The following is a 20,231-nucleotide window of genomic DNA, read 5'->3' on the forward strand; positions in this document are numbered from 1 at the left end:
GTGCCACGTAGGAGTCGTTGTGCGTTCCAAGTCCGTTGCCCTGCTCGCCGCCTGTGGGCTGGTGGCCGCCCTGGTGGCGCCCACGTCCGGAGCGGCGTCCGCCGGTCCCGCGCCCGCCGGCCAGGTCGGCCAGGTCGCTCCGTCGGCCGCGCCCGCCGCGCGCAAGCCCGGCAAGCCCAACAAGAAGTGGAAGGTCCCCACCGGGGCCAAGTTCAACAACCCGATGGTCGAGAAGGACCGCTACGTCATCGAGCGCCACATCCTGCGCGCGATCCGCAACACGCCGCGCGGGGAGAAGATCGTCATCTCCGCCTACTCCCTCGACCGGCAGGTGTTCGCCGACGAGCTCATCCGCGCCCACCGCCGCGGCGTGAAGGTGCAGGTGCTGCTCAACGACCACCTCGTGCCCAACGCGCAGGTGCGCATCCAGCGGGTGCTCGGTCACAAGACCAAGAAGTCGAGCTTCCTCAAGCGCTGCAAGTCGGGCTGCCGCGCCGACGACAACGAGTACAACAACCTGCACAGCAAGTTCTACCTGTTCAGCCGCACCGGCAAGAACCGCAACGTCGTGATGCTCGGCTCGCAGAACATGACGATGAACGCCGTGCGCTGGCAGTGGAACGACCTGTGGACCACGGTCGGCAAGAAGACCCTCTACGACCAGTTCATCCGACTGTTCAACGACATGCGCCCCGACTGGGACAAGCGCCGTGCCTCCTACGCGTTCTGCGAGGCCGGCACGACGTGCCCCTCCGGCGACCAGCACAAGTACTTCAACATCGTCTTCCCCCGCCACACCACGCCCAACAAGGACGTCATCCTCGACATCCTCAACAACATCCAGTGCGTCTACACCGACGCGGCCGGGACGCAGCGGCGCACCCAGCTCGCGCTGTCGATGCACACCATGCGCGGTGGCCGCGGCAACTACATCGCCGATCGGCTGCGCCAGCTCTACGCCGACGGGTGCAACCTGCGGGTCAACTACGGGCTGATGGGCTTCCACACCAAGCAGCACATCGGCGCCCCGACCGCCCGCGGCCGCGTGCCGCTGCGCTCGACCGGGTTCAACCTCAGGGACGACGTGCCGACCGGCGACCCCGAGATCGACAACATGCCCGAGGCCATCGAGCGCTACACCCACCACAAGTACTTCGTGCTGCGCGGGTCCTACAAGGGCAACATCGACAGCCACATGGTGTGGACCGGGTCGACCAACTGGTCGAGCCTGGGCACGCCCCAGGACGAGATCCTCTTCAGCATGCACGGGCGCGGGATGGTGCGCGACTACATGAAGAACTTCAACCTGATGTGGAAGAAGCCCTTCAGCCGCGACGCGTACACCACGACCTACTCGTCGTGGAAGACCGTCGACGGCCGTCGGGTCGGGGTCGGGCCGATGGTGACGGTCGAGCCCGACGGGCTGAGCGCCGGCGGCCCCACCTGGGAGAACGACTGACCGAGGTGCCTCAGCCCTCCTGCGCGCCCGCCTCGTCGGCCGGCAGGAGGGACTCCGCGAGCCCGCGGACGGTCTCGAGGTCGGGGCCCTGCAGCACCACGGTGCTGCCCTTGAGGTCGTGCGCGAGGACGGTGGCGCCGGCGTGGTCCCATGCCGACCAGGTGCCGGTGCCCCAGTCGGACAGGTCGACGTCGTCGGCCGCGGTGAGGTCGGGCTGGTCGCCGAGCACCTCGGCGCTGGTGCCCGGGAGCTGGTCGAGGACGACCTCGCCGGCCGGCGCCGTGAACTCCAGGCGCCACCACTGCGGGTCGGGCTGGTAGCCGCCGCCGACGGCGGTCCAGCCGTCGGGCAGGGTCGAGGGCACCATCGTGATCAGCCCGTCGGCGGTCGCGCGGAGCGCGGCCTTCTTGTAGCGCGGCGACACTGCCGGCTCGGTGCCGAAGTCGATCGGCTCGACCGGGGTCACGCTCTCGGTGGGGGAGGCGGACGACGTCTCCGACGAGGGGTCGACGCCGGTGTCAGGGGTCGAGGCGTCGTCGCCGCACGCGCCGGCGAGCAGGACGAGGGAGGCTCCCAGGGCTGGTCCGATCACACGGATGGGTCGCATGCGCGCCAGTCTCTCACGGGCGTCCGGGGCCGGGTCCCGTGTGACGACTGTCTCGGCGCCGGACCCTGCCCCCGGCCGTCGCCGGCGACCTAGACTCCGTGCGATCCAGCCGCGAGCGTCCAGGAGCCATCACATGCCCCGCCTCTGCCAGACCGACGGCCTCTCCGAGGACCAGAGCGAGATCCTCAAGGCGGTGCGGCAGTTCGTCGACGAGCAGATCATCCCGGTCGCGCAGGAGCTCGAGCACGCCGACGAGTACCCGACCGAGATCATCGAGGGGCTCAAGGAGCTCGGCGTCTTCGGCCTGACGATCCCCGAGGAGTTCGGCGGGCTGGGGGAGTCGCTGCTGACCTACGCGCTGGTGGTCGAGGAGATCGCGCGGGGCTGGATGAGTGTCTCCGGCGTGATCAACACCCACTTCATCGTCGCCTACATGCTGGTCCAGCACGGCACGGAGGAGCAGAAGCAGAAGTACCTGCCGCGGATGGCGACCGGCGAGGTGCGCGGGGCGTTCTCGATGTCCGAGCCGGGCCTCGGCTCCGACGTGTCCGCGGTGTCCACCAAGGCCACGAGGGCCGACGACGGCAGCTACTCGATCACGGGTCAGAAGATGTGGCTGACCAACGGGGCGACGTCGACGCTGGTGGCGGTGCTGACGAAGACCGACGAGGGTGCCGAGAGCGTCTACAAGAACATGACGACCTTCCTGGTGGAGAAGGCGGCCGGGTTCGGCGAGACCGCCCAGGGCGTCACGGTGCCGGGCAAGATCGAGAAGATGGGCTACAAGGGCGTCGAGACGACCGAGCTGATCTTCGAGGGCCACCGCATCGGCGCGGACCAGGTCCTCGGCGGGGAGCCCGGCAGGGGGTTCTTCCAGATGATGGACGGCGTCGAGGTGGGCCGGGTCAACGTCGCCGCCCGTGCGTGCGGGCTGGCGTGGCGCGGCTTCGAGCTCGCCATCGCCTACGCCCAGCAGCGCAAGACCTTCGGCAAGCCGATCGCCGAGCACCAGGCGGTGCTGTTCCGTCTCGCGGAGATGGCCACCAAGGTCGAGGTCGCGCACACGATGATGGTCAAGGCCGCACGCCTCAAGGACACCGGCCAGCGCATGGACGTCGAGGCCGGCATGGCCAAGATGGTCGCCAGCGAGTACGCCAACGAGGTCGTGGAGGACTCCTTCCGCATCCACGGCGGCTACGGCTACTCCAAGGAGTACGAGATCGAGCGGCTGATGCGCGAGGTGAAGTTCATGCTCATCGGCGAGGGCACCTCCGACATCCAGAAGATGATCATCGGTCGCAGCCTGCTCAAGGACTACAAGCTGGGCTGAGCCCCGCCGCGGGCGACGGAGGCGCGGCCGCGTCAGCCGGCGGTCTCCGCAGCGGCGTCGGCCGCGGCCAGCGCCTCGCTGGCGGCCTCGACGACGTCGGGGGACAGCACGTGCTCGATCGCCAGCGCCGAGGCGCCGAGCACGCCCGCCTCGCCGCCGGCTCGTGAGGTGACGATGCGCAGGTGCTCGGTCGCCAGCGGCAGGGACCGGTGGTAGACCGACTCGCGGATCCCGGCGAGCAGGTGCTCGCCCGCCCCCGCCACCTGGCCGCCGATGACGACGACCGAGGGGTTGATCAGGTTGACCATGGTGGCCACGACCTCGCCGATGTCGCGCCCGGCCTGACGTACGACGCCCATCGCGACCCGGCTGCCCGAGCGGACCAGCTCGACCACGTCGCCGCCGTCCTCCGCGGCCTCACCCTGCGCGCGGACCGCGGCCGCCAGCGCCGGGCCCGCCGCGACGGCCTCGAGGCACCCCGAGTTGCCGCAGCGGCACATCACGTCGTCGGCGCCCGGGACCCGGACGTGGCCCAGGTCGCCGGCCGTGCCCTGGGCGCCGCGCTGGAGCACGCCGCCGGAGACGATGCCGGCACCGATGCCCGTGGCGACCTTGATGAGCACCAGGTCGTCGACGTCGCGCAGGTGCTGGCGTCGTTCGCCGAGCGCCATGATGTTGACGTCGTTGTCGACGAGCACCGGCACGGCGTACTGCTCCTGGAGGTAGGCCGGCACGTCGAAGCGGTCCCAGCCCGGCATGATCGGCGGGTTGATCGGGCGCCCGGTGTCGTGCTCGACCGGCCCCGGGAGACCGATGCCGATGGCCGCGAGGTCGTCGATCGGCCGGTCGCTGGCCGCGAGGAGGTCGCGGACCGACTCCACGACCCAGGACAGCACGGCCTCGGGACCGTCGCCGACCGCGATGCGGGCGTCGACCTCGCCGAGGATCGAGCCGTTGAGGTCGGTCAGCGCCGCGGTCGCGTGGGTGGCGCCGAGGTCGACGCCGACGACGAGCTTGGCGGTGGGGTTGAGCGCGAACAGCGCCGGGGGGCGCCCGCCGGTCGACCGGGCGCCGCCGAAGGGCGCCACCAGGCCCAGCCGCATGAGGGTGTCGATCCGGGCCGTGATCGTCGAGCGGGCCAGCCCGGTCGCCTCGGCCAGCTGGGCACGGGTCCAGGGCCTTCCGTCTCGCAGCAGGTCGAAGAGCTCGCCGGTTCGCACGATGCGGAGTCAAGCACATGCGCGACTTTGCACGCGTAACCAGACACTTTTGTCACGTTCTCGACAGAAGCCCGTGACGCGTGCCACAGTGTGGCCCGTGCCTGCGAACGTGCCCGTGAACACCCCCGCGAACGCCCTTGCGAACACCCCCTCCGACACCGCCCTGGCGGCCGCCGGGATGACGAAGAGCTTCTTCGGCAACACCGTGCTCGACCGCGTCGACCTGACCCTGCTCGCCGGTGAGGTCCACGGCCTCGTCGGCGAGAACGGAGCCGGTAAGTCCACACTCATGAAGATGCTCGCCGGGGTCCACACCCCCGACAGCGGCACGATCGTCGTCGGCGGCGAGCAGGTCTCGTTCAGCCACCCCGTGCAGGCCCAGCGGGCCGGTGTGTCCACGGTGTTCCAGGAGTTCAACCTCCTGCTCGAGCGCACCATCGCCGAGAACATCTGGCTCGGCCGGGAGCCCCGGCGCCTGGGCCGCCTCGGCCCGGTCGACACCGCGCGCATGCGCCGCGACACCGAGGAGCTGCTCGAGGGCCTCGGCGTGTCCGGCCTCCGGGCCGGCACGCTGGTGCGGAGCCTGTCGGTGGCCGAGCAGCAGATCGTCGAGATCGCCAAGGCTGTCAGCTTCGACGCCAAGGTGATCCAGATGGACGAGCCCACGGCCGCCCTCGCCGACCACGAGGTCGAGCTCCTCTACTCGATCATCCGACGCCTCGCCGACCGTGGCGTCGCCATCCTCTACGTCTCCCACCGCCTCAAGGAGGTCTTCGACCTCTGCTCGACGATCACCATCCTCAAGGACGGCCGGCAGGTCGCGACCCGGCCGGCCGCCGAGCTCAGCGAGGCCGAGCTCGTGCGCCTGATGGTGGGTCGACCGCTCACCACCTACTTCCCTGACAAGCCGGCGGACGTCACCGCGGGCGACGTCCGACTCGCGCTGTCCGGCGTCGGCAACGGCTACGTCGACGACGTCTCCCTCGAGGTCCGCGCGGGCGAGATCGTCGGGATCGCCGGCCTCCAGGGCTCCGGTCGCACCGAGCTCCTCGAGACCGTCTTCGGCGTGCACCCCGTCGCGCGCGGGACCATCGCCCTCGACGGCGCCCCGCTCGAGGTGGCCAGCCCCCGCCAGGGCGTACGCGCCCGGCTCGCGTTCATCACCGAGGACCGCAAGGCCAAGGGCCTCGCGCTCAACCAGTCGATCCTCGACAACGCCCTCGGCGTCGTGCGGGCCGTCTTCCCGCGGCGCACCGGCGCTGCCCGCCGTGACATGCCCGGCGTGCTGTCCAACCTGGACGTCGCCGCCCACAGCCTGGGCCAGGAGGTCCAGTTCCTCTCCGGCGGCAACCAGCAGAAGGTGGTGCTGGCCCGGTGGCTCAGCATCGACCCGCTCGTGGTGCTGATGGACGAGCCGACCCGCGGCATCGACGTCGGGGCCAAGCACCGCGTCTACGAGCTGATGCGCGAGCTGACGCGTCAGGGCGTCGCCGTGCTGATGGTCTCCAGCGAGCTTCCCGAGGTGATCGGCATGTCCGACCGGATCCTCGTGATGCGCGACGGCACCCTCGCCGGCTCGCTCCCGTCGGGGGCGAGCGAGGAGGCCGTGCTGGCGATGGCCACCGGGGCCGCGAGCGAGGAGGCCGCATGAGCGCCACCACCGACCGGACGCCGGACCCGGCCCGGATACCCGCCTCCGCGCCGGGCCGGGAGCCCCGCGACCCGGCACGCCGCAGTCGTGCGGCGCGCCCGCGCGGCGCGCGCCGGCTCGACTCGACCGCTCTCATCTATCTGGTGCTGCTCGTCGTCGTCGTCGCGTCGGCGCTGCTGACCGCGGTCGAGGGCCGCAACTTCTTCAGCCAGGGCAACACCTGGGCCGTGCTGACGGCGATGAGCGTGCTGGGCCTGATCGCGATCGGCCAGACCCTGGTGATCCTCGTGGGCAGCCTCGACCTGTCGGTGCCCTACGTCGTCAGCCTGGCCACCGTCATCGCTGCCGGCGGGATGAAGGGCCTGGACGGCAACCTGTGGCCCGCGATCTTCAACACCCTCGTCCTGTGCGCGCTGGTCGGGCTGGTCATGGGCGTGGTGGTGAGCGTCTTCGACGTGCACGGGTTCATCGCCAGCCTGGGCGTGGGCCTCATCGTCAGCGGCTACCTCGCCACCAACTACCAGGGCAGCCACGGCGACGCCTCGCCCGCGCTCGAGCTGCTCGGCCGCAGCGGCATCGCGGCCGTGGTCCCGACGGCGTTCATCCTGCTGCTGGTGGCCGCGCTGCTGGTCACGCTGATGCTGCGCTACACCCGTCTGGGCCATCACCTCTACGCCATCGGCGGCAACCGCGACGTGGCCCGCATGTCGGGTGTCCGCACGACGATGCCCGTGGTCGCCGCGCATGTCCTCTGCTCGCTCCTCGCCGGCGTGGCGGGCCTGCTGCTGCTCTCGCGCACGGGGGTCGGCCTGCCCACCATCGGCTCGCAGGGGCGCTACGACCTGCTGTCCATCGCGGCCGTCGTGCTCGGCGGCACCCTGCTGGCCGGCGGCAAGGGGAGCGTGGTCGGCACCATCGGCGGCGTCGCGATCTTCGCCGTGCTCGACAACGTCATGGGCGTCATGCAGGTCAACCCGTTCCTCAAGGACTTCGTGCGCGGCCTGGTCATCGTGCTCGCCGTCGCGGTCTACGCCCGCCGCAGCGTCGTACGCCGGCCACCCCGCTTCGGCCCCGATCGGCCCACGCTGCCCGCCCCCGGCTCCACGACCGGATCCACGACGAAGGAGGAGACCGCATGAGCACCGCGACCTCCGGCTCCCCGGCCGCCACGGCCGCCGGCCGCACCCTGCCGCTCACGGAGGGCTCCCTGCCGCAGCGGATCCTGCGCGGTGCGCTGACCCCGGGCGGGGCGGTGTTCATCCTGCTCGCCCTGCTCCTCATCGCCGTCGTGTGGGTCAACCCGTCCTTCGGGGAGCCGCCGCAGCTCATCCGCTTCATCGGCCGCACCGCACCGATCGCGATCGCCGCGATGGGGCAGTACTACGTGATCGTCTCCGGTGAGTTCGACCTCTCCATGGGCGCGGTCATCGCGACGCAGGTCGTCATCGCCGGCAACTACATCGGCGACGACGAGGGACGCGTGCTGCCGGCCATCGGCCTGATGCTGCTCATCGGGGTGGTCGTCGGCCTGGTCAACGGGCTGGGCACCACGATCCTGCAGGTGCCGAGCTTCATCGTCACGCTCGGCACGATGCTCGCCCTCGGCGGTCTGGTGCGCTACCTGACCGGGGGCGCCGCCACCGGCAACCCGGTCGACGCCTTCCGCGAGATCGGCCGCGGCGGCGTCCAGGACGTGCCCGTCCTCGACGTGGTGCCCTACTCGGTCATCATCCTCGTCGCCGTCGCGGCGGCCGGCGTCTGGCTGATGCGCTCGCCGTTCGGCCGCACGCTGGTCGCGACCGGCGACAACCCCGACGCCGCCGGCATCGCCGGCGCGAAGGTGTGGTGGGTCAAGACGCGGGCGTTCATCCTGTCCGCGCTCTCGGCCACCGTCGCCGGCATCCTGCTGGTCGGCTACGCCGGCGTGCACCCCTCGGTCGGCGCCGGCTACGAGTTCCAGGCGATCACGGCCGTGGTGCTCGGCGGGGTCGTGCTCGGCGGCGGGCGGGGCTGGCTCCTCTCCGCCGCGGCCGGGGCGTTCGCCCTCGAGCTGCTCTTCTCGTTCCTCAACTTCCAGGAGGTCGAGTCGACCTGGAGGAACTCCGTCCAGGGCCTGATCATCATCCTCGCCGTCGCCCTGGCGGCCCGCGCCTGGTCGCTGGGTCGGCGTCCCTCGTCTCGCCCCGCAGCACCCGCACCACCCCCCACCACTGCCCGACCGGGCACCGAACCAGGAGACAACTGATGCGCCACACGATCCACCGCGCGCCGATGGCAGTGGCCTCGGCCCTGCTGCTCGGGGTGTTCGCCACCTCGTGCAGCACCGAGGACCCGACGGACTCCACCGCCGGCACCGACGAGAGCTCGGAGACGTCCGAGTCCCCGGACGCCTCCGAGGAGAGCCCCGCCGAGGAGCAGGAATGGTTCGACCAGGAGGTCTACGACACCCAGTTCGACCAACGTTCGGCGACCTTCGAGGGCGACCCCGAGACGCCCTACCTGCAGTACATCGACGGCGAGATGACCGACACGGCCGACTACAAGGCCAAGGGCGCCCAGAAGGCCTGCTTCGCCAACGCCTCCATCTCCAACCCGTGGCGCCAGACCGGCTGGATCACCATGAACCAGCAGCTCAGGGCCCTGCAGGACGAGGGCGTGATCTCCGAGATGGAGACGCGCGACGCCGGTGACGACGACAACACCCAGATCGCCGACATCGACTACTTCATCTCCGAGGGCGACTGCGACGCCTTCATCATCTCGCCCAACTCCACCGCCGCGATGACCGACGCGGTCGAGCGCGCGTGCGAGACCGGCAAGCCCGTCGTCGTCTTCGACCGCGGCGTGCAGACCGACTGCGCCACCACCTTCATCCACCCGATCGGTGGCTTCGCGTGGGGCATCGACACCGCCGAGTTCCTCATCGACAACCTCGAGGAGGGCGACAAGGTCGTCGCGCTGCGCATCCTGCCCGGCGTCGACGTGCTCGAGCAGCGCTGGGCCGCGGCGGAGAAGCTCTTCGAGGAGAACGGCATCGAGGCGGTCGACTACTTCACCGGAGCCGACCCGACCGAGATCAAGAAGATCATCACCGACGAGCTCGGCAAGGGCGAGGTCCAGGGTGTCTGGATGGACGCCGGCGACGGCGCCGTCGCGGCGATCGAGGCCTTCGAGGACTTCGGTGCCGACTACCCGGTGATGACCGGTGAGGACGAGATGAGCTTCCTGCGCAAGTGGGAGGACACCGGGCTGACCGGCCTGGCGCCCGTCTACTCCAACTTCCAGTGGCGCACCCCGCTCCTCGCGCTGCAGAAGATCTTCGCCGGCGAGGAGGTCCCCCGGGAGTGGGTGCTCCCGCAGGCCCCGATCACCGAGGACGAGCGCGGCGACTACCTCGAGGCCAACGACGGCATGCCCGACGGCCACTACGCCAAGTTCGGCGGCGAGGACCTCGTCGGCTACCCCGACGTCTGGCAGGAGCGCCAGATCCCCTGATCAGGCGATGATCGACTGATGCACCCGTCGGTGGGCCGGGCCGCCCGGCCCACCGACGTCCGTCCCCTCCACCCCGCTGCCCAGCATCCGGAAGGACCTCCATGCGAGAGATCGGCGTCAACACGTGGGTCTGGACCTCACCCCTGACCGACGCGGACGTGGCCGGACTGCTGCGGCACGTCGCCACGATGGGCTTCGACGCCGTCGAGCTGCCCCTCGAGAACACCGGCGACCTCACCGTCCCGGTCGTGGCCGAGGTGCTCGCCGAGACCGGCCTGACGCCGTGCGTCGTGGGGGCGATGGCACCGGGGCGCGACCTCGTCGACGCCGCGTGCGTCGCCGACACCCAGGACTACCTGCGGGCCTGCATCGACTTCGCGGCCGGCATCGGCGCGCGGACGGTCTGCGGCCCGTTCTACGCCGCCACCGGCCGCGTGTGGCGCATGGACGCCGACGCGCGGCGGGCGGCGTACGACGACGTCCGCCGGCACCTCGCACCCGTGGTCGACCACGCGGCCGAGCGTGGCGTGCGCCTGGGCATCGAGCCGCTCAACCGCTACGAGACCTCCCTGGTCAACACCGTCGACCAGGCGCTGGACGCGATCGGGCCGCTGCTCGGCGACGGCCTCGGACTCGCGCTCGACAGCTACCACCTCAACATCGAGGAGCGCTCGAGCGCGGGCGCGATCCGGGCCGCCGGCCCCCACCTGGCGCACGTCCAGGTCTGCGGCAGCGACCGCGGCGCGCCGGGAGGCGACCAGACCGACTGGCGGGCGTTCGTGTGCGGCCTCGACGACGTGGGCTATGACGGCCCGCTCGTCATCGAGAGCTTCACGGCCGACAACGCCTCCATCGCCACGGCCGCCTCCATCTGGCGTCCGCTGGCACCCACCCAGGACGAGCTCGCCCGAGACGGCTTGTCGTTCCTCCGGTCGCTCGCCTGAGCGACCGCCACCTCACGGCAGGAGAAGCACGTGACCAGCACCCCCAGCGCATCGGGCGCCGCCGGGTCCCCGGGAGTCGCCGTCATCGGCTACGCGTTCATGGGCAAGGCCCACTCCCACGCCTGGCGCAACGTCGCCTCGCTCCGACCCGGCGCCCCCGGCGTGCGCCAGCAGGTCCTGGTCGGTCGCGACCCGGAGGCGGTGGCGATGGCGGCCAGGCAGTACGGCTGGGCCGAGTCGGCCACCGACTGGCGCGCGGTGATCGAGCGCGACGACGTCGACATCGTGGACGTCTGCGTCCCCGGCCACCTGCACGCCGAGGTCGCGATCGCCGCGCTGGAGGCCGGCAAGCACGTCATCGCCGAGAAGCCGCTCGCCAACACCCTGGGCGAGGCGGAGAAGATGGTCGCCACCGCCCGAGCCGCCCGCGAGCACGGGGTGCACTCGATGGTCGGCTTCAACTACCGGCGCGTCCCGGCGCTGGTGCTCGCGCGGCGGCACATCGCCGAGGGCCGGCTCGGCGACGTGCGCCAGGTGCGCGTGTCCTACCTGCAGGACTGGCTGGCAGACGACGCCGCGCCCATGACCTGGCGGCTGCGCCGCGAGCTCGCCGGGTCGGGCGCCCTCGGCGACCTCGGCTCGCACGCCGTGGACCAGGTGCGGTTCCTGCTCGGCCAGGAGGTCACGGCGGTCAATGCGCTGACCCACACGTTCGTGCGCGAGCGCCAGGGCGTCGACGGTCCCGAGGAGGTGAGCGTCGACGACGCCGCGTGGGGCACCCTGCGCACCGACGGCGGCGCCGTGGTCAGCCTCGAGGTCACCCGCATGGCCACCGCCCGCAAGAACGCGCTCGGGATCGAGGTCTACGGCAGCAACGGCGCCCTGCGCTTCGACCTCGAGTCGCTCAACCACCTCGACCTCTGCCTCGACGGCTCGGAGGGCTTCCGCCGCGTCCTGGTGACCGACCAGGACGACCCCTACATCGACGGCTGGTGGCCGCCCGGCCACGTGCTCGGCTGGGACGCGACGTTCACCAACCAGGCGGCGGACCTCCTCGCCGCCCTCGCGGCCGGTGAGGAGCCCACCCCGTCGTTCGAGGACGGCCTGGCCGTGCAGCGCGTGCTCGCCGCGATCGAGGAGAGCGCGGCGCGGGGCGGGAGCTGCGTCGACGTCGACGCGTGACGGATCCCACGTGAGCGCGGCCGCCGGGGGCGCCACGGCTGCGGCACGATGTCCGGCATGGGCACGCAGGTCAAGACCAACCCCGGCCGCTTCTTCGAGGACTTCACCGTCGGGCAGGTGATCGAGCACGCCACCCCGCGCACCGTCACCGAGGGCGACCGGGCGCTCTACGGCGCGATCTACCCGACCCGCTTCGCGGTCCCCTCGTCCGCGGAGTTCGCCGCGTCGGTCGGGCTGGCGCCCCACCCGGTCGAGGAGCTCGTGGCCTTCCACATCGCCTTCGGCAAGACGGTGCCCGACGTGTCGCTCAACGCCGTCGCCAACCTGGGCTACGCGGAGTGCCGCTTCCACCTGCCCGTCGTGCCGGGCGACACGCTGCGCACCCGCTCGGAGGTGATCGGCCTCAAGCAGAACTCCAACGGGCGGACCGGCGTGGTGTGGGTGCGCTCGACCGCGACCAACCAGCGCGGCGAGGTCGTCGTCGACTGGGCCCGCTGGGTGATGGTGCACAAGCGCTCGGCGGACTCCCCGGCCCCGGAGACCGTGGTGCCGGCGCTGGCCGGCGCGGTCGATGCCGGCGACCTCGTGGTGCCCGCCGGCCTGGATCTCTCGTCGTACGACGTGGTGGCTGCGGGCGAGCCGCACCGGCTCGGCGACTACGAGGTGGGCGAGCGCATCGACCACGTCGACGGCGTGACGCTCACCGACGCGGAGCACATGATGGCCACCCGGCTGTGGCAGAACACCGCCAAGGTGCACTTCAGCACCGAGGCACGCCCGGACGGCAGGCGCCTGGTCTACGGCGGCCACGTGATCTCGCTGGCGCGGGCGCTGTCGTTCAACGGGCTGGCCAACGCCCAGCTCGTGGCCGCGATCAACGCCGGCGCCCACGTGGCACCCGCGTTCGCCGGCGACACCGTGCACGCGTGGTCGGAGGTGCTCGACACGGCCGTCCTCGACGCCCCGGGCGTGGGGGCGCTGCGGCTGCGGCTGGTGGCCACCAAGGGCCGCGACGAGTCGATGACGCTGCGCGGCGACGACGGCGCCTACACCGACGGGGTGCTGCTCGACCTGGACTACTGGGCGCTCGTCCCGCGCTGAGGCCCGCCGCCGGTGCGGAGCAGGTCGGCCGCGATCGCGTCGAGCGCGTCGTCGAGGGAGCCGGCCGGGTCGAGTCCGAGCCGGGCCAGGACGGTGCGACCGGCGTCGAGCAGCTCGGCGTCCGTCGCGTCGTCGGGCGTACGACCGGTGCGCGGGTCGGCGGGCAGCAGGTCGTCGAGGTCGCCGACGACGTCGTAGGACCGCGATCGGAGGTCGGCCACCGTCGCCTCGGACCGCTCGCGGACCCACCCGTGGTGGCGCGCGGGCAGGACGAACGACTCGCGGGGCGCCGCGCCGGCGAGCGCCCGCGGCACGAACGTCGCCTTGACGTGGCGGGTCAGGGCGGGGGAGCGCTGCGAGCGCGGCAGGCGCTCGTTGACCCGCCGGAGCAGCTCGGCCTCGACGAGACCCAGGGAGTCGTTGGGTCGTCGCGCCTCGGTGGCGAGGCCCGCGACGTCGACGCCGAGGACCGAGGCGCTGCGCAGCCACAGCTCCTCGCGCGGTGCCCCGGGAGGAGGCACGACGACGAGGTGGGCCCGCTCGCCGGGGAGGCCGGCGGACCACAGGGCGAGGATGGCCGGCACGTCCTGGTAGCGCCAGAACTTCTGGTCGCCCTCGCCGCGCCGCACGGTGGCGAGGAAGCGCCGGTAGGGCTGGCGGGCGCCCATCTTGACCCGCTGCTGCCACGCCGAGGGCAGCACCCGGCCGAGGTCGCGGGCGGTCACGACGACGTGCACCTCTTCGGCGGCGCCGGCCAGGTCGGCGAGGGCGGCCGCCGCGGCGCCGTGCGGCGAGTCGGAGAAGTGCTCGTTGGACACCAGCGCGTCGCCGGGCCACTCGCGGGTCTCCTCGACCAGCCGACTCCACGCGCCCAGCTCGCGCGCGTCGAGGGTGTCGAGCACCGTCGACATGCCCTTGACCACGGCCGCGGCCGCGAAGTGGTCACGGCGGCGCCCGGGCAGCAGCAGCCCGCGGGTGCACAGCTCGTCGCGGTGGCGCCACCACAGGTCCTGGAGGAAGGTGGTGCCCGACTTCGCGGTCCCGACGTGGAGGAACACACGGCGAGCCATGCGGGCGACCCTACTCGGTCACGGCAGACTCGATCCGTGCACCGCGACCGCGACCTCCTCCACGACATCGACCGGCGGACCGAGACGGCGTTCGAGGCCCGGCTCGACGAGAGCCTCGCCCCGCGCGACCCCTCGATGCTGCTCCAGGTGGTCCGCGAGCTCGGCCTGCCGCCCGACAGCCGGGTCGTCGACGTCGCGTGCGGCGACGGCGACCACGCCGTCCGGCTGACCACCCACTTCGGCTTCCGGGTGCTCGGCCTCGACGTCGTCCAAGGACACCTCGACCACGCCCGCGCCGTCCGGCGCGACCTCGTGCCCGACATCGCCTCACGCCTGGCCTTCGAGCGGGGCACCGCCACCGACCTGCCGGTGCGCGACGGCATGCTCGACCTGGTCTGGTGCCGCGACGCCATGGTGCACGTCGGGCACCCCGAGGACGCCCTCGCCGAGTTCGCCCGGGTGCTGCGCCCGGGCGGCTACGTCGTGGCCCACCAGGTGGTCGCCACCGACCTGCTCGGCGACGTGGAGGCCGCGTGGCTCTTCGACGTGCTGGGCGTGGTGCCGGCCGCCGCCGACCCGCGGGCGGTCGACGCCGCGATCGAGCGCTCCGGCCTCGAGGTGGTCGACAGCATCGACCTGTCCTCGGAGTGGGCGGAGTGGTCGCAGGAGCACGACGGCACCGCCGGTCGCGCGCTGCTGCACCTCGCCCGGCTGCTGCGCGAGCCGGAGCGCTACCGCGCGGAGTTCGGCGACGCGGCCTACGACGTGACGGTGGCCCGGTGCCGCTGGCAGGTCCACCGGATGACGGGCGGGCTCGGCGCGCGGCTCGACGTGCTGCGACGGCCTTAACCGCTCGACCCGCGTGGTCGGGTTTGACAGGGTGGACCACCCGTACCGTCACGACCAGGAGGACCTCATGGCTGATCAGGACCCCAACGCAGACATCAAGGCGAAGATGCGGGAGGCCCTCGATCGCAAGAAGGGCCACCACCACCCCGACGACACGGCCGGGTCGCGCGAGAAGGCGCACGGATCCGAGGTCAACGACAAGAACGTCGCCAAGCCGATGCACCGTCGCAAGGCCGGTGGCGGAGGCGCGTGACCCGAGGTGGACGGTCACCTCGCGCCGGCGGGCACCTCGTCCGCCGGCGCGAAGGCCCGCGCCAGCCAGAACAGCGCCACCACGAGCACCAGAGGCACGGCGAAGCCGATCCGCAGCGATCCTGAGCCGACCGCCCCCGTCATCACCGCGCCGAGCAGCGCGCCGGCGTAGTTGAACTGGTTGAACCGCGCGACCACCGCGTCGACGCGCGCCCGGCGGGTCGCCGGGTCGGCGTCGCGGCCCGCGAGCGCCGCCGCGGCGGAGAAGCTCAGCGGCGCGACGACCGCGACCCCGCAGCCCAGCAGCGTGAAGCCGAGCACCGCCACCGGCCACGAGGGTGCCGCGACGACCACCGCGAGCGCGACGAGGGCCACCCCCGCCCCGACCCGCAGCAGCCGCACCGCGCCGACCTGCTCGGTGAGCCGGTCGCCGGCGAGCCGCACCAGCCCGCTCGCGACGAGGTAGGGCAGCGTGGCCAGGGCGACCAGCCCTTCGGGCGCGTCGAAGACGGCGTCGAGGTAGACCGGCCCCCACGTCGCCGCGGCGGTGTCGACGGTGTAGAAGACGACCAGGGCCAGGCCGACCGCGACGATCGCCCGCCACGGGACGTCCACCGGCGTGCCGCTCGCGGCCACGCCGTGGTCGCGCGCCAGGAAGGGCGCCACCGCGGCGGCCAGCGGCAGCACCGCGACCAGCGCGACCGCCGACCACGGGAGGTCGCCCGCGGCGAGCGTGCCGACGGCACCGACCACACCGCCGAGCGTCCAGGCGCCGTGGCACGACGGCAGCACGACGCGACCGAGCCGGTGCTCGAGCGCCACCGCCTGCATGTTGCCCGTCGCGTCGACCAGCCCCAGCCCGACGCCGTACGCCGCGAGGCCGAGCACGAAGACGAGCGTGGTGGGCGCCAGGACCACGACCGCCACCGAGACCGCGACCACGAGCAGGCCGGCGCGCAGCACGACCGCGCTGTCGAGGCGAGGGGCGAGCCGCTCGGCGACCAGCGAGCCGACCCCGGCGAGGAGCACCATCATCAGCAGGACGCCCGACAGGGCGAGCTCGTCGAGGTCCCACCGGTCCTGGAATCGGGGGAGCCGGGTGGTGAGGCTGATGAAGACCAGGCCCTGCACGCCGAACGCCGCCGAGATCGCTCCGCGCGCCCGGCGCAGCTCGGGCTCCGCCCCGCTCCGTCCCACCGTCGTCATGCTGAGCATCGTGGCAGCCCTCCCCACCTGTCGTGGCAGACTTCCGCGACATGTCCTCCGATGGTCCCGAGCTCTGGGTGGTCCGGCACGGCGAGACGGAGTGGAGCCGCGACGGCAGGCACACCTCGACCACCGACCTGCCGCTCACCGAGGACGGCGAGGCGGCAGCCGCCGCGCTGGCGCCGCGGCTGGCCGAGGTGGCGTTCGACCTGGTGCTCACCAGCCCGCGCCGGCGCGCGCGACGTACGGCCGAGCTGGCCGGCTTCCCCGACGCGGAGGTCGACGAGGACCTCGTCGAGTGGGCCTACGGCGACTACGAGGGCGTGACGACCGCGGAGGTCCGGGAGACCGTGCCCGGCTGGACCGTGTGGACGCACCCCACGCCCGGCGGCGAGACGCCCGACGAGGTCGCGGCGCGCCTCGACCGCGTCGTCGCCCGCGCGCGGCGCCACGACCGCGCGCTCGTCTTCGCCCACGGCCACTCGCTGCGCGTGCTCACGGCGCGGTGGCTCGAGCAGTCACCGGCGGAGGGCCGGTTCTTCAAGCTCGACACCTCGACCATCTCGGTCCTCGGCTACGAGCGGGAGCACCCCACCCTCCTGAGCTGGAACAGCTGACGTGCGGATCGACCTCCACACGCACTCCTCGGCCAGCGACGGCACCGACACCCCCGCAGACCTGGTGCGCGAGGCCGCCGCGGCCGGCCTCGACGTCGTCGCGCTCACCGACCACGACGCGATGTCCGGGTGGGCCGAGGCGCGCCGCGCCGCCGACGAGGTCGGCATCACGCTCGTGCCCGGCCTCGAGATCAGCACGAGGTACGGCCACCGCGGCGTGCACCTGCTCGGCTACCTCCCCGACCCGACGCATCCGGCGCTCGCCGCCACGCTCGACCGGATCCTCGCCGGACGCACCGAGCGCACGCCCGCCATCGTCGCGGCCCTCCGCGCGGAGGGCATCGACATCACCGAGGACGACGTGCACCGCGAGGCCGGCGGCTCCGTCGCGGCCGGCCGGCCCCACGTCGCCGACGCGCTCGTGCGCCTCGGCCTGGTCGCCGACCGCACCGAGGCGTTCCGGGTGCTGCTCGATCCGGGTCGCCCCGGCTACGTCAACCGCTGGGCCCCCGCGCTCGAGGAGACGATCGGCCTGGTCACCGACGCCGGGGGAGTGGCCGTGATCGCGCACCCGTGGGGCCGCAGCGGGGGCACGGTCCTCGACGAGGAGGCGCTCGCCTCGCTCGCCGAGGCCGGGCTCGCCGGCATCGAGGTGGACCACCAGGACCACCCGCCCGAGGTGCGCGCCCGACTGCGCGGCATCGCCGCCGACCTCGACCTCGTCGTCACCGGCAGCAGCGACCACCACGGCCTCGGCAAGGTCGACCACGACCTCGGCGTCAACACCACCGACGCCGAGCAGTACGAGCGGCTGCTCTCGCTGGCCCGCAACCCCCTCGATGGCTGAGCCCACGACCGGGCCGCCGACCGGGCCCCCGACGGTGCTCCCCGAGCGCGTCCTGGTCTACGGCGTCACCGGGTCGGGCAAGAGCACGGCCGCGCTCGCCATCGGCGCCCGCACCGGCCACCCCGTGACGCTGGTCGACGAGCTCACCTGGCTGCCTGGCTGGGTGCCGGTCGACCCGGAGGTGCAGCGCGAGGTGATCGGGCGGGTCGTCGCGGACGAGCGGTGGCTGCTCGACTCGGCGTACGGCGCGTGGCTCGACCTCGTGCTCCCGCGCGCCCAGCTCGTGGTGGGCCTCGACTACCCGCGCTGGCTGTCGTTCGGCCGGCTGGTGCGGCGCACGGCGTCGGGCGCGATCACGCGCGAGCCCCGGTGCAACGGCAACGTCGAGACGTGGCGGGCCATGCTGCGCCGCGACTCGATCCTCGTGTGGCACTTCCGGTCCTTCGGCCGCAAGCGCGCGCGAATGCGGGCCTGGGCCGGCTCTCCCGATGGGCCGCCGGTGCTCCTCTTCCGCAGGCCGCGCGACCTGGAGGCGTGGCTCGCCACCCTCGCGCCGGCCGACTGACCTCACGCTCCCGGGGCGCGGCGACGAGATCGTGGAGGATCCGAGCCACCAGGTGACTCGGATCCTCCACGATCCCGGCCTAGCAGCGCACCATCCGCCGCTCGAGGTGCAGGTCGCCGAGCGCCTCGGCGTCACCGACCTCGGCGGGGGCGATGCGTGCGGTCACCGACGACCGATCGACTGGGTCAGCCGGAGCACCCGGTGGGGGATGGCCCGGGTCAGCGCGACGATCGTCTTGTACTGCGCGCCGGGGATGGAGAAGGCGCGGCCCTTCTCGAAGTCCTCCAGCGACGTGCGGACCAGGAAGTCGGCGTCGAGCCACAGGAAGCCGTCGCCGCGCGCGACCTGCATGCGCTGGTGGAACTCGGTCTTGGTGAAGCCGGGGCACAGCGCCATGACCGTGACGCCGCGCGAGCGGTACTCCAGGTGGGCCCACTCGCTGAAGCTGTTGACCCACGCCTTGGCGGCCGAGTAGGTGCCGCGGGGGAGGAACGCCGCGACGCTGGAGACGTTGATGATGCCGCCGTGGCCGCGCTCGGCCATCGCGCCGAGCGCGGCGTGGCTGAGCCGCAGCACCGCGGTCACCAGGACCTCGAGCATCGCGGTCTCGTCGTCGGCGGAGTTGTCGAGGAAGCGCTGCTTGAGCCCGAAGCCGGCGTTGTTGACGAGCAGGTCGACGGGGCGCTCGCGGTCGGCGACCCGGGCCTCGACCGTGGCGAGCTGCTCGCGGTCGCCGAGGTCGGCGACCAGCACCTCGACCTGCACCCCGTGGGCGCGGCGGAGCTCCTCGGCCACCTGCTCGAGCCGGGCGGCGTCGCGTGCGACGAGGACCAGGTCGTCGCCGCGAGCGGCGAGCTGGACGGCGTACTCGTGGCCGATGCCGGCGCTCGCGCCGGTGATCAGTGCGGTGCTCATGCGGACAGCATTTCAGCACCGGCCCCCGGCTCGCACCCCGGTCCGGCACAATTGCAGGCAATGAGCACCAAGAGCCGGGGAGCGGCCCCCGTCACGCTGGCCGTCGCCAACCAGAAGGGCGGGGTGGCCAAGACCACCTCCGTCGCGTCCATCGGCGCCGCGCTCGCGGAGCTCGGGCACCGCGTGCTGCTCGTCGACCTCGACCCGCAGGCGTGCCTCACGTTCTCCTTGGGCATCGACCCGGAGGACGTCGAGACGTCGGTGCACCACGTGCTGACCCAGGGCGTCGACCCGGCGGACGTCATCCTCGCGACCGAGGACGGCGTCGACCTCCTGCCCGCCACCATCGAGCTCGCCCGCGCCGAGGCCGACCTGCTCACCCGCACGGGTCGCGAGCACGTGATCAAGGGCGTGCTCGAGCAGCTGGCCGACGACCTCGCCGACACCGAGGACGGCCCCTACGACTGGGTGCTGCTCGACTGCCCGCCCTCGCTCGGCGTGCTGACGGTCGCGGCGCTCACCGCGGCCGACGGCGTGCTGGTGCCGCTGCAGTGCGAGACGCTGTCGCACCGCGGGGTCGGGCAGCTGCTCGACACCGTCCACGACGTGCGCCGCTTCACCAACCGCGGGCTCGAGGTGTGGGGCGTGCTGCCGACGCTCTACGACGGCCGCACCACCCACGCGCGCACGGTGCTGGAGACGATCAGCGAGACCTACGACCTCGAGGTCGTCGAGCCGCCGATCCCCAAGACCATCAAGTTCGCCGAGGCCCCGGCCGCGGGCCGGTCGATCCTCGCCACCAGCCGCAGCAGCAAGGGCGCCACGGCCTACCGCGAGGTCGCCCGCAACCTCGTCGCTCGCGCGACCCGGTAGGGGGCCCGGGCCCAGGGTGCCTCGACCGACGGCCGGCGTGCGGGCGGG

General features: G+C 72.7%; 20 protein-coding genes. 15 read left to right on the plus strand and 5 right to left on the minus strand.

What is annotated here, in order from left to right:
• The first annotated feature begins 19 nt into the window (after positions 1 to 19).
• Positions 20 to 1,459: a phospholipase D-like domain-containing protein gene (locus AC54T2_RS09855; protein ID WP_496666067.1), complete on the plus strand. Its 1,440-nt coding sequence runs from the start codon at positions 20 to 22 to the stop codon at positions 1,457 to 1,459.
• Between the two features lie 10 nt (positions 1,460 to 1,469).
• On the opposite strand, the gene AC54T2_RS09860 is transcribed toward AC54T2_RS09855, so the two are convergent.
• Positions 1,470 to 2,066 carry a hypothetical protein gene (locus AC54T2_RS09860; protein ID WP_496666068.1) on the minus strand — a complete coding sequence of 199 codons (597 nt, stop codon included), beginning with the start codon at positions 2,064 to 2,066 and terminating at the stop codon, positions 1,470 to 1,472.
• 133 nt (positions 2,067 to 2,199) lie between these two features.
• Here AC54T2_RS09860 and AC54T2_RS09865 point away from each other — a divergent pair, with 133 nt between their 5' ends.
• A complete protein-coding gene (locus AC54T2_RS09865; protein WP_496666069.1) occupies positions 2,200 to 3,396 on the plus strand; it encodes an acyl-CoA dehydrogenase family protein in 1,197 nt (398 codons plus the stop codon).
• A gap of 32 nt (positions 3,397 to 3,428) precedes the next feature.
• Here the strand turns inward: AC54T2_RS09865 and AC54T2_RS09870 are convergent, their stop codons facing one another.
• Positions 3,429 to 4,616 carry an ROK family transcriptional regulator gene (locus AC54T2_RS09870; protein WP_241005349.1) on the minus strand — a complete coding sequence of 396 codons (1,188 nt, stop codon included), beginning with the start codon at positions 4,614 to 4,616 and terminating at the stop codon, positions 3,429 to 3,431.
• A gap of 115 nt (positions 4,617 to 4,731) precedes the next feature.
• Here AC54T2_RS09870 and AC54T2_RS09875 point away from each other — a divergent pair, with 115 nt between their 5' ends.
• The 7 genes from AC54T2_RS09875 to AC54T2_RS09905 all read left to right on the plus strand — a co-directional run bounded on the left by AC54T2_RS09875 (position 4,732) and on the right by AC54T2_RS09905 (position 12,989).
• A complete protein-coding gene (locus tag AC54T2_RS09875; RefSeq protein WP_496666070.1) occupies positions 4,732 to 6,267 on the plus strand; it encodes a sugar ABC transporter ATP-binding protein in 1,536 nt (511 codons plus the stop codon).
• Positions 6,264 to 7,406, plus strand: a complete 1,143-nt coding sequence (locus AC54T2_RS09880; RefSeq protein ID WP_496666071.1) for an ABC transporter permease — start codon at positions 6,264 to 6,266, stop codon at positions 7,404 to 7,406. Before AC54T2_RS09875 ends, AC54T2_RS09880 begins: the two co-directional genes overlap by 4 nt.
• Positions 7,403 to 8,512 carry an ABC transporter permease gene (locus AC54T2_RS09885; RefSeq protein ID WP_496666072.1) on the plus strand — a complete coding sequence of 370 codons (1,110 nt, stop codon included), beginning with the start codon at positions 7,403 to 7,405 and terminating at the stop codon, positions 8,510 to 8,512. The genes AC54T2_RS09880 and AC54T2_RS09885 overlap by 4 nt, the downstream gene beginning before the upstream one ends.
• Entirely contained in the window at positions 8,512 to 9,762 is a 1,251-nt protein-coding gene (locus tag AC54T2_RS09890) for a substrate-binding domain-containing protein (protein WP_496666073.1), read from the plus strand. The genes AC54T2_RS09885 and AC54T2_RS09890 overlap by 1 nt, the downstream gene beginning before the upstream one ends.
• A 101-nt stretch (positions 9,763 to 9,863) precedes the next feature.
• On the plus strand, positions 9,864 to 10,706 hold the full coding sequence (locus AC54T2_RS09895) for a sugar phosphate isomerase/epimerase family protein (protein WP_496666074.1): 843 nt from the start codon (positions 9,864 to 9,866) through the stop codon (positions 10,704 to 10,706).
• A gap of 30 nt (positions 10,707 to 10,736) precedes the next feature.
• Entirely contained in the window at positions 10,737 to 11,888 is a 1,152-nt protein-coding gene (locus AC54T2_RS09900) for a Gfo/Idh/MocA family protein (RefSeq protein WP_496666075.1), read from the plus strand.
• A gap of 57 nt (positions 11,889 to 11,945) precedes the next feature.
• The gene (locus AC54T2_RS09905) at positions 11,946 to 12,989 is read left to right on the plus strand and encodes a MaoC family dehydratase (protein WP_186341475.1); all 1,044 of its coding nucleotides are present in this window, start codon (positions 11,946 to 11,948) and stop codon (positions 12,987 to 12,989) included.
• On the opposite strand, the gene AC54T2_RS09910 is transcribed toward AC54T2_RS09905, so the two are convergent.
• Positions 12,965 to 14,059: a hypothetical protein gene (locus tag AC54T2_RS09910; protein ID WP_496666076.1), complete on the minus strand. Its 1,095-nt coding sequence runs from the start codon at positions 14,057 to 14,059 to the stop codon at positions 12,965 to 12,967. The genes AC54T2_RS09905 and AC54T2_RS09910 overlap by 25 nt on opposite strands.
• Before the next feature lie 36 nt (positions 14,060 to 14,095).
• Between AC54T2_RS09910 and AC54T2_RS09915 the strand changes: the two genes are divergently transcribed.
• Together AC54T2_RS09915 and AC54T2_RS09920 are read left to right on the plus strand one after the other, a co-directional pair.
• Positions 14,096 to 14,908, plus strand: coding sequence for a class I SAM-dependent methyltransferase (locus tag AC54T2_RS09915; RefSeq protein ID WP_186341477.1), 813 nt, complete (start codon positions 14,096 to 14,098; stop codon positions 14,906 to 14,908).
• Positions 14,909 to 14,975: 67 nt separating this feature from the next.
• On the plus strand, positions 14,976 to 15,161 hold the full coding sequence (locus tag AC54T2_RS09920; RefSeq protein WP_489976503.1) for a DUF5302 family protein: 186 nt from the start codon (positions 14,976 to 14,978) through the stop codon (positions 15,159 to 15,161).
• 14 nt (positions 15,162 to 15,175) lie between these two features.
• Here AC54T2_RS09920 and AC54T2_RS09925 read toward each other — a convergent pair whose 3' ends face one another.
• Positions 15,176 to 16,366 carry an MFS transporter gene (locus AC54T2_RS09925; RefSeq protein WP_496666077.1) on the minus strand — a complete coding sequence of 397 codons (1,191 nt, stop codon included), beginning with the start codon at positions 16,364 to 16,366 and terminating at the stop codon, positions 15,176 to 15,178.
• Between the two features lie 50 nt (positions 16,367 to 16,416).
• On the opposite strand from AC54T2_RS09925, the gene AC54T2_RS09930 reads away from it, so the two are divergent.
• From AC54T2_RS09930 to AC54T2_RS09940, 3 genes are read left to right on the plus strand one after another with little or no spacing between them, the layout of a single operon-like run.
• Complete coding sequence (locus tag AC54T2_RS09930) at positions 16,417 to 16,983, plus strand: histidine phosphatase family protein (RefSeq protein WP_186341479.1); 567 nt, start codon at positions 16,417 to 16,419, stop codon at positions 16,981 to 16,983.
• A gap of 1 nt (position 16,984) precedes the next feature.
• Positions 16,985 to 17,830, plus strand: a complete 846-nt coding sequence (locus tag AC54T2_RS09935) for a PHP domain-containing protein (RefSeq protein ID WP_489976506.1) — start codon at positions 16,985 to 16,987, stop codon at positions 17,828 to 17,830.
• On the plus strand, positions 17,823 to 18,395 hold the full coding sequence (locus AC54T2_RS09940) for a P-loop NTPase family protein (protein ID WP_489976507.1): 573 nt from the start codon (positions 17,823 to 17,825) through the stop codon (positions 18,393 to 18,395). The genes AC54T2_RS09935 and AC54T2_RS09940 overlap by 8 nt, the downstream gene beginning before the upstream one ends.
• A gap of 162 nt (positions 18,396 to 18,557) precedes the next feature.
• Here the strand turns inward: AC54T2_RS09940 and AC54T2_RS09945 are convergent, their stop codons facing one another.
• On the minus strand, positions 18,558 to 19,310 hold the full coding sequence (locus tag AC54T2_RS09945; protein WP_186341481.1) for an SDR family NAD(P)-dependent oxidoreductase: 753 nt from the start codon (positions 19,308 to 19,310) through the stop codon (positions 18,558 to 18,560).
• Positions 19,311 to 19,370: 60 nt separating this feature from the next.
• Here AC54T2_RS09945 and AC54T2_RS09950 point away from each other — a divergent pair, with 60 nt between their 5' ends.
• Positions 19,371 to 20,183 (plus strand): ParA family protein, encoded by an 813-nt coding sequence (locus AC54T2_RS09950; protein ID WP_186341482.1) that lies wholly within the window; start codon positions 19,371 to 19,373, stop codon positions 20,181 to 20,183.
• The last annotated feature ends 48 nt before the right edge of the window (positions 20,184 to 20,231 follow it).

Source organism: Nocardioides sp. Z35_8 (assembly GCF_059621125.1).

Bases quoted from the DNA above. Each gene is read 5' to 3' on its own strand.
- AC54T2_RS09860 (WP_496666068.1), bottom strand. From the start codon at position 2,066: ATGCGACCCATCCGTGTGATCGGACCAGCCCTGGGAGCCTCCCTCGTC.
- AC54T2_RS09865 (WP_496666069.1), top strand. From the start codon at position 2,200: ATGCCCCGCCTCTGCCAGACCGACGGCCTCTCCGAGGACCAGAGCGAG.
- AC54T2_RS09880 (WP_496666071.1), top strand. From the start codon at position 6,264: ATGAGCGCCACCACCGACCGGACGCCGGACCCGGCCCGGATACCCGCC.
- AC54T2_RS09885 (WP_496666072.1), top strand. From the start codon at position 7,403: ATGAGCACCGCGACCTCCGGCTCCCCGGCCGCCACGGCCGCCGGCCGC.
- AC54T2_RS09890 (WP_496666073.1), top strand. From the start codon at position 8,512: ATGCGCCACACGATCCACCGCGCGCCGATGGCAGTGGCCTCGGCCCTG.
- AC54T2_RS09895 (WP_496666074.1), top strand. From the start codon at position 9,864: ATGCGAGAGATCGGCGTCAACACGTGGGTCTGGACCTCACCCCTGACC.
- AC54T2_RS09905 (WP_186341475.1), top strand. From the start codon at position 11,946: ATGGGCACGCAGGTCAAGACCAACCCCGGCCGCTTCTTCGAGGACTTC.
- AC54T2_RS09910 (WP_496666076.1), bottom strand. From the start codon at position 14,059: ATGGCTCGCCGTGTGTTCCTCCACGTCGGGACCGCGAAGTCGGGCACC.
- AC54T2_RS09920 (WP_489976503.1), top strand. From the start codon at position 14,976: ATGGCTGATCAGGACCCCAACGCAGACATCAAGGCGAAGATGCGGGAG.
- AC54T2_RS09925 (WP_496666077.1), bottom strand. From the start codon at position 16,366: ATGACGACGGTGGGACGGAGCGGGGCGGAGCCCGAGCTGCGCCGGGCG.
- AC54T2_RS09930 (WP_186341479.1), top strand. From the start codon at position 16,417: ATGTCCTCCGATGGTCCCGAGCTCTGGGTGGTCCGGCACGGCGAGACG.
- AC54T2_RS09940 (WP_489976507.1), top strand. From the start codon at position 17,823: ATGGCTGAGCCCACGACCGGGCCGCCGACCGGGCCCCCGACGGTGCTC.
- AC54T2_RS09945 (WP_186341481.1), bottom strand. From the start codon at position 19,310: ATGAGCACCGCACTGATCACCGGCGCGAGCGCCGGCATCGGCCACGAG.
- AC54T2_RS09950 (WP_186341482.1), top strand. From the start codon at position 19,371: ATGAGCACCAAGAGCCGGGGAGCGGCCCCCGTCACGCTGGCCGTCGCC.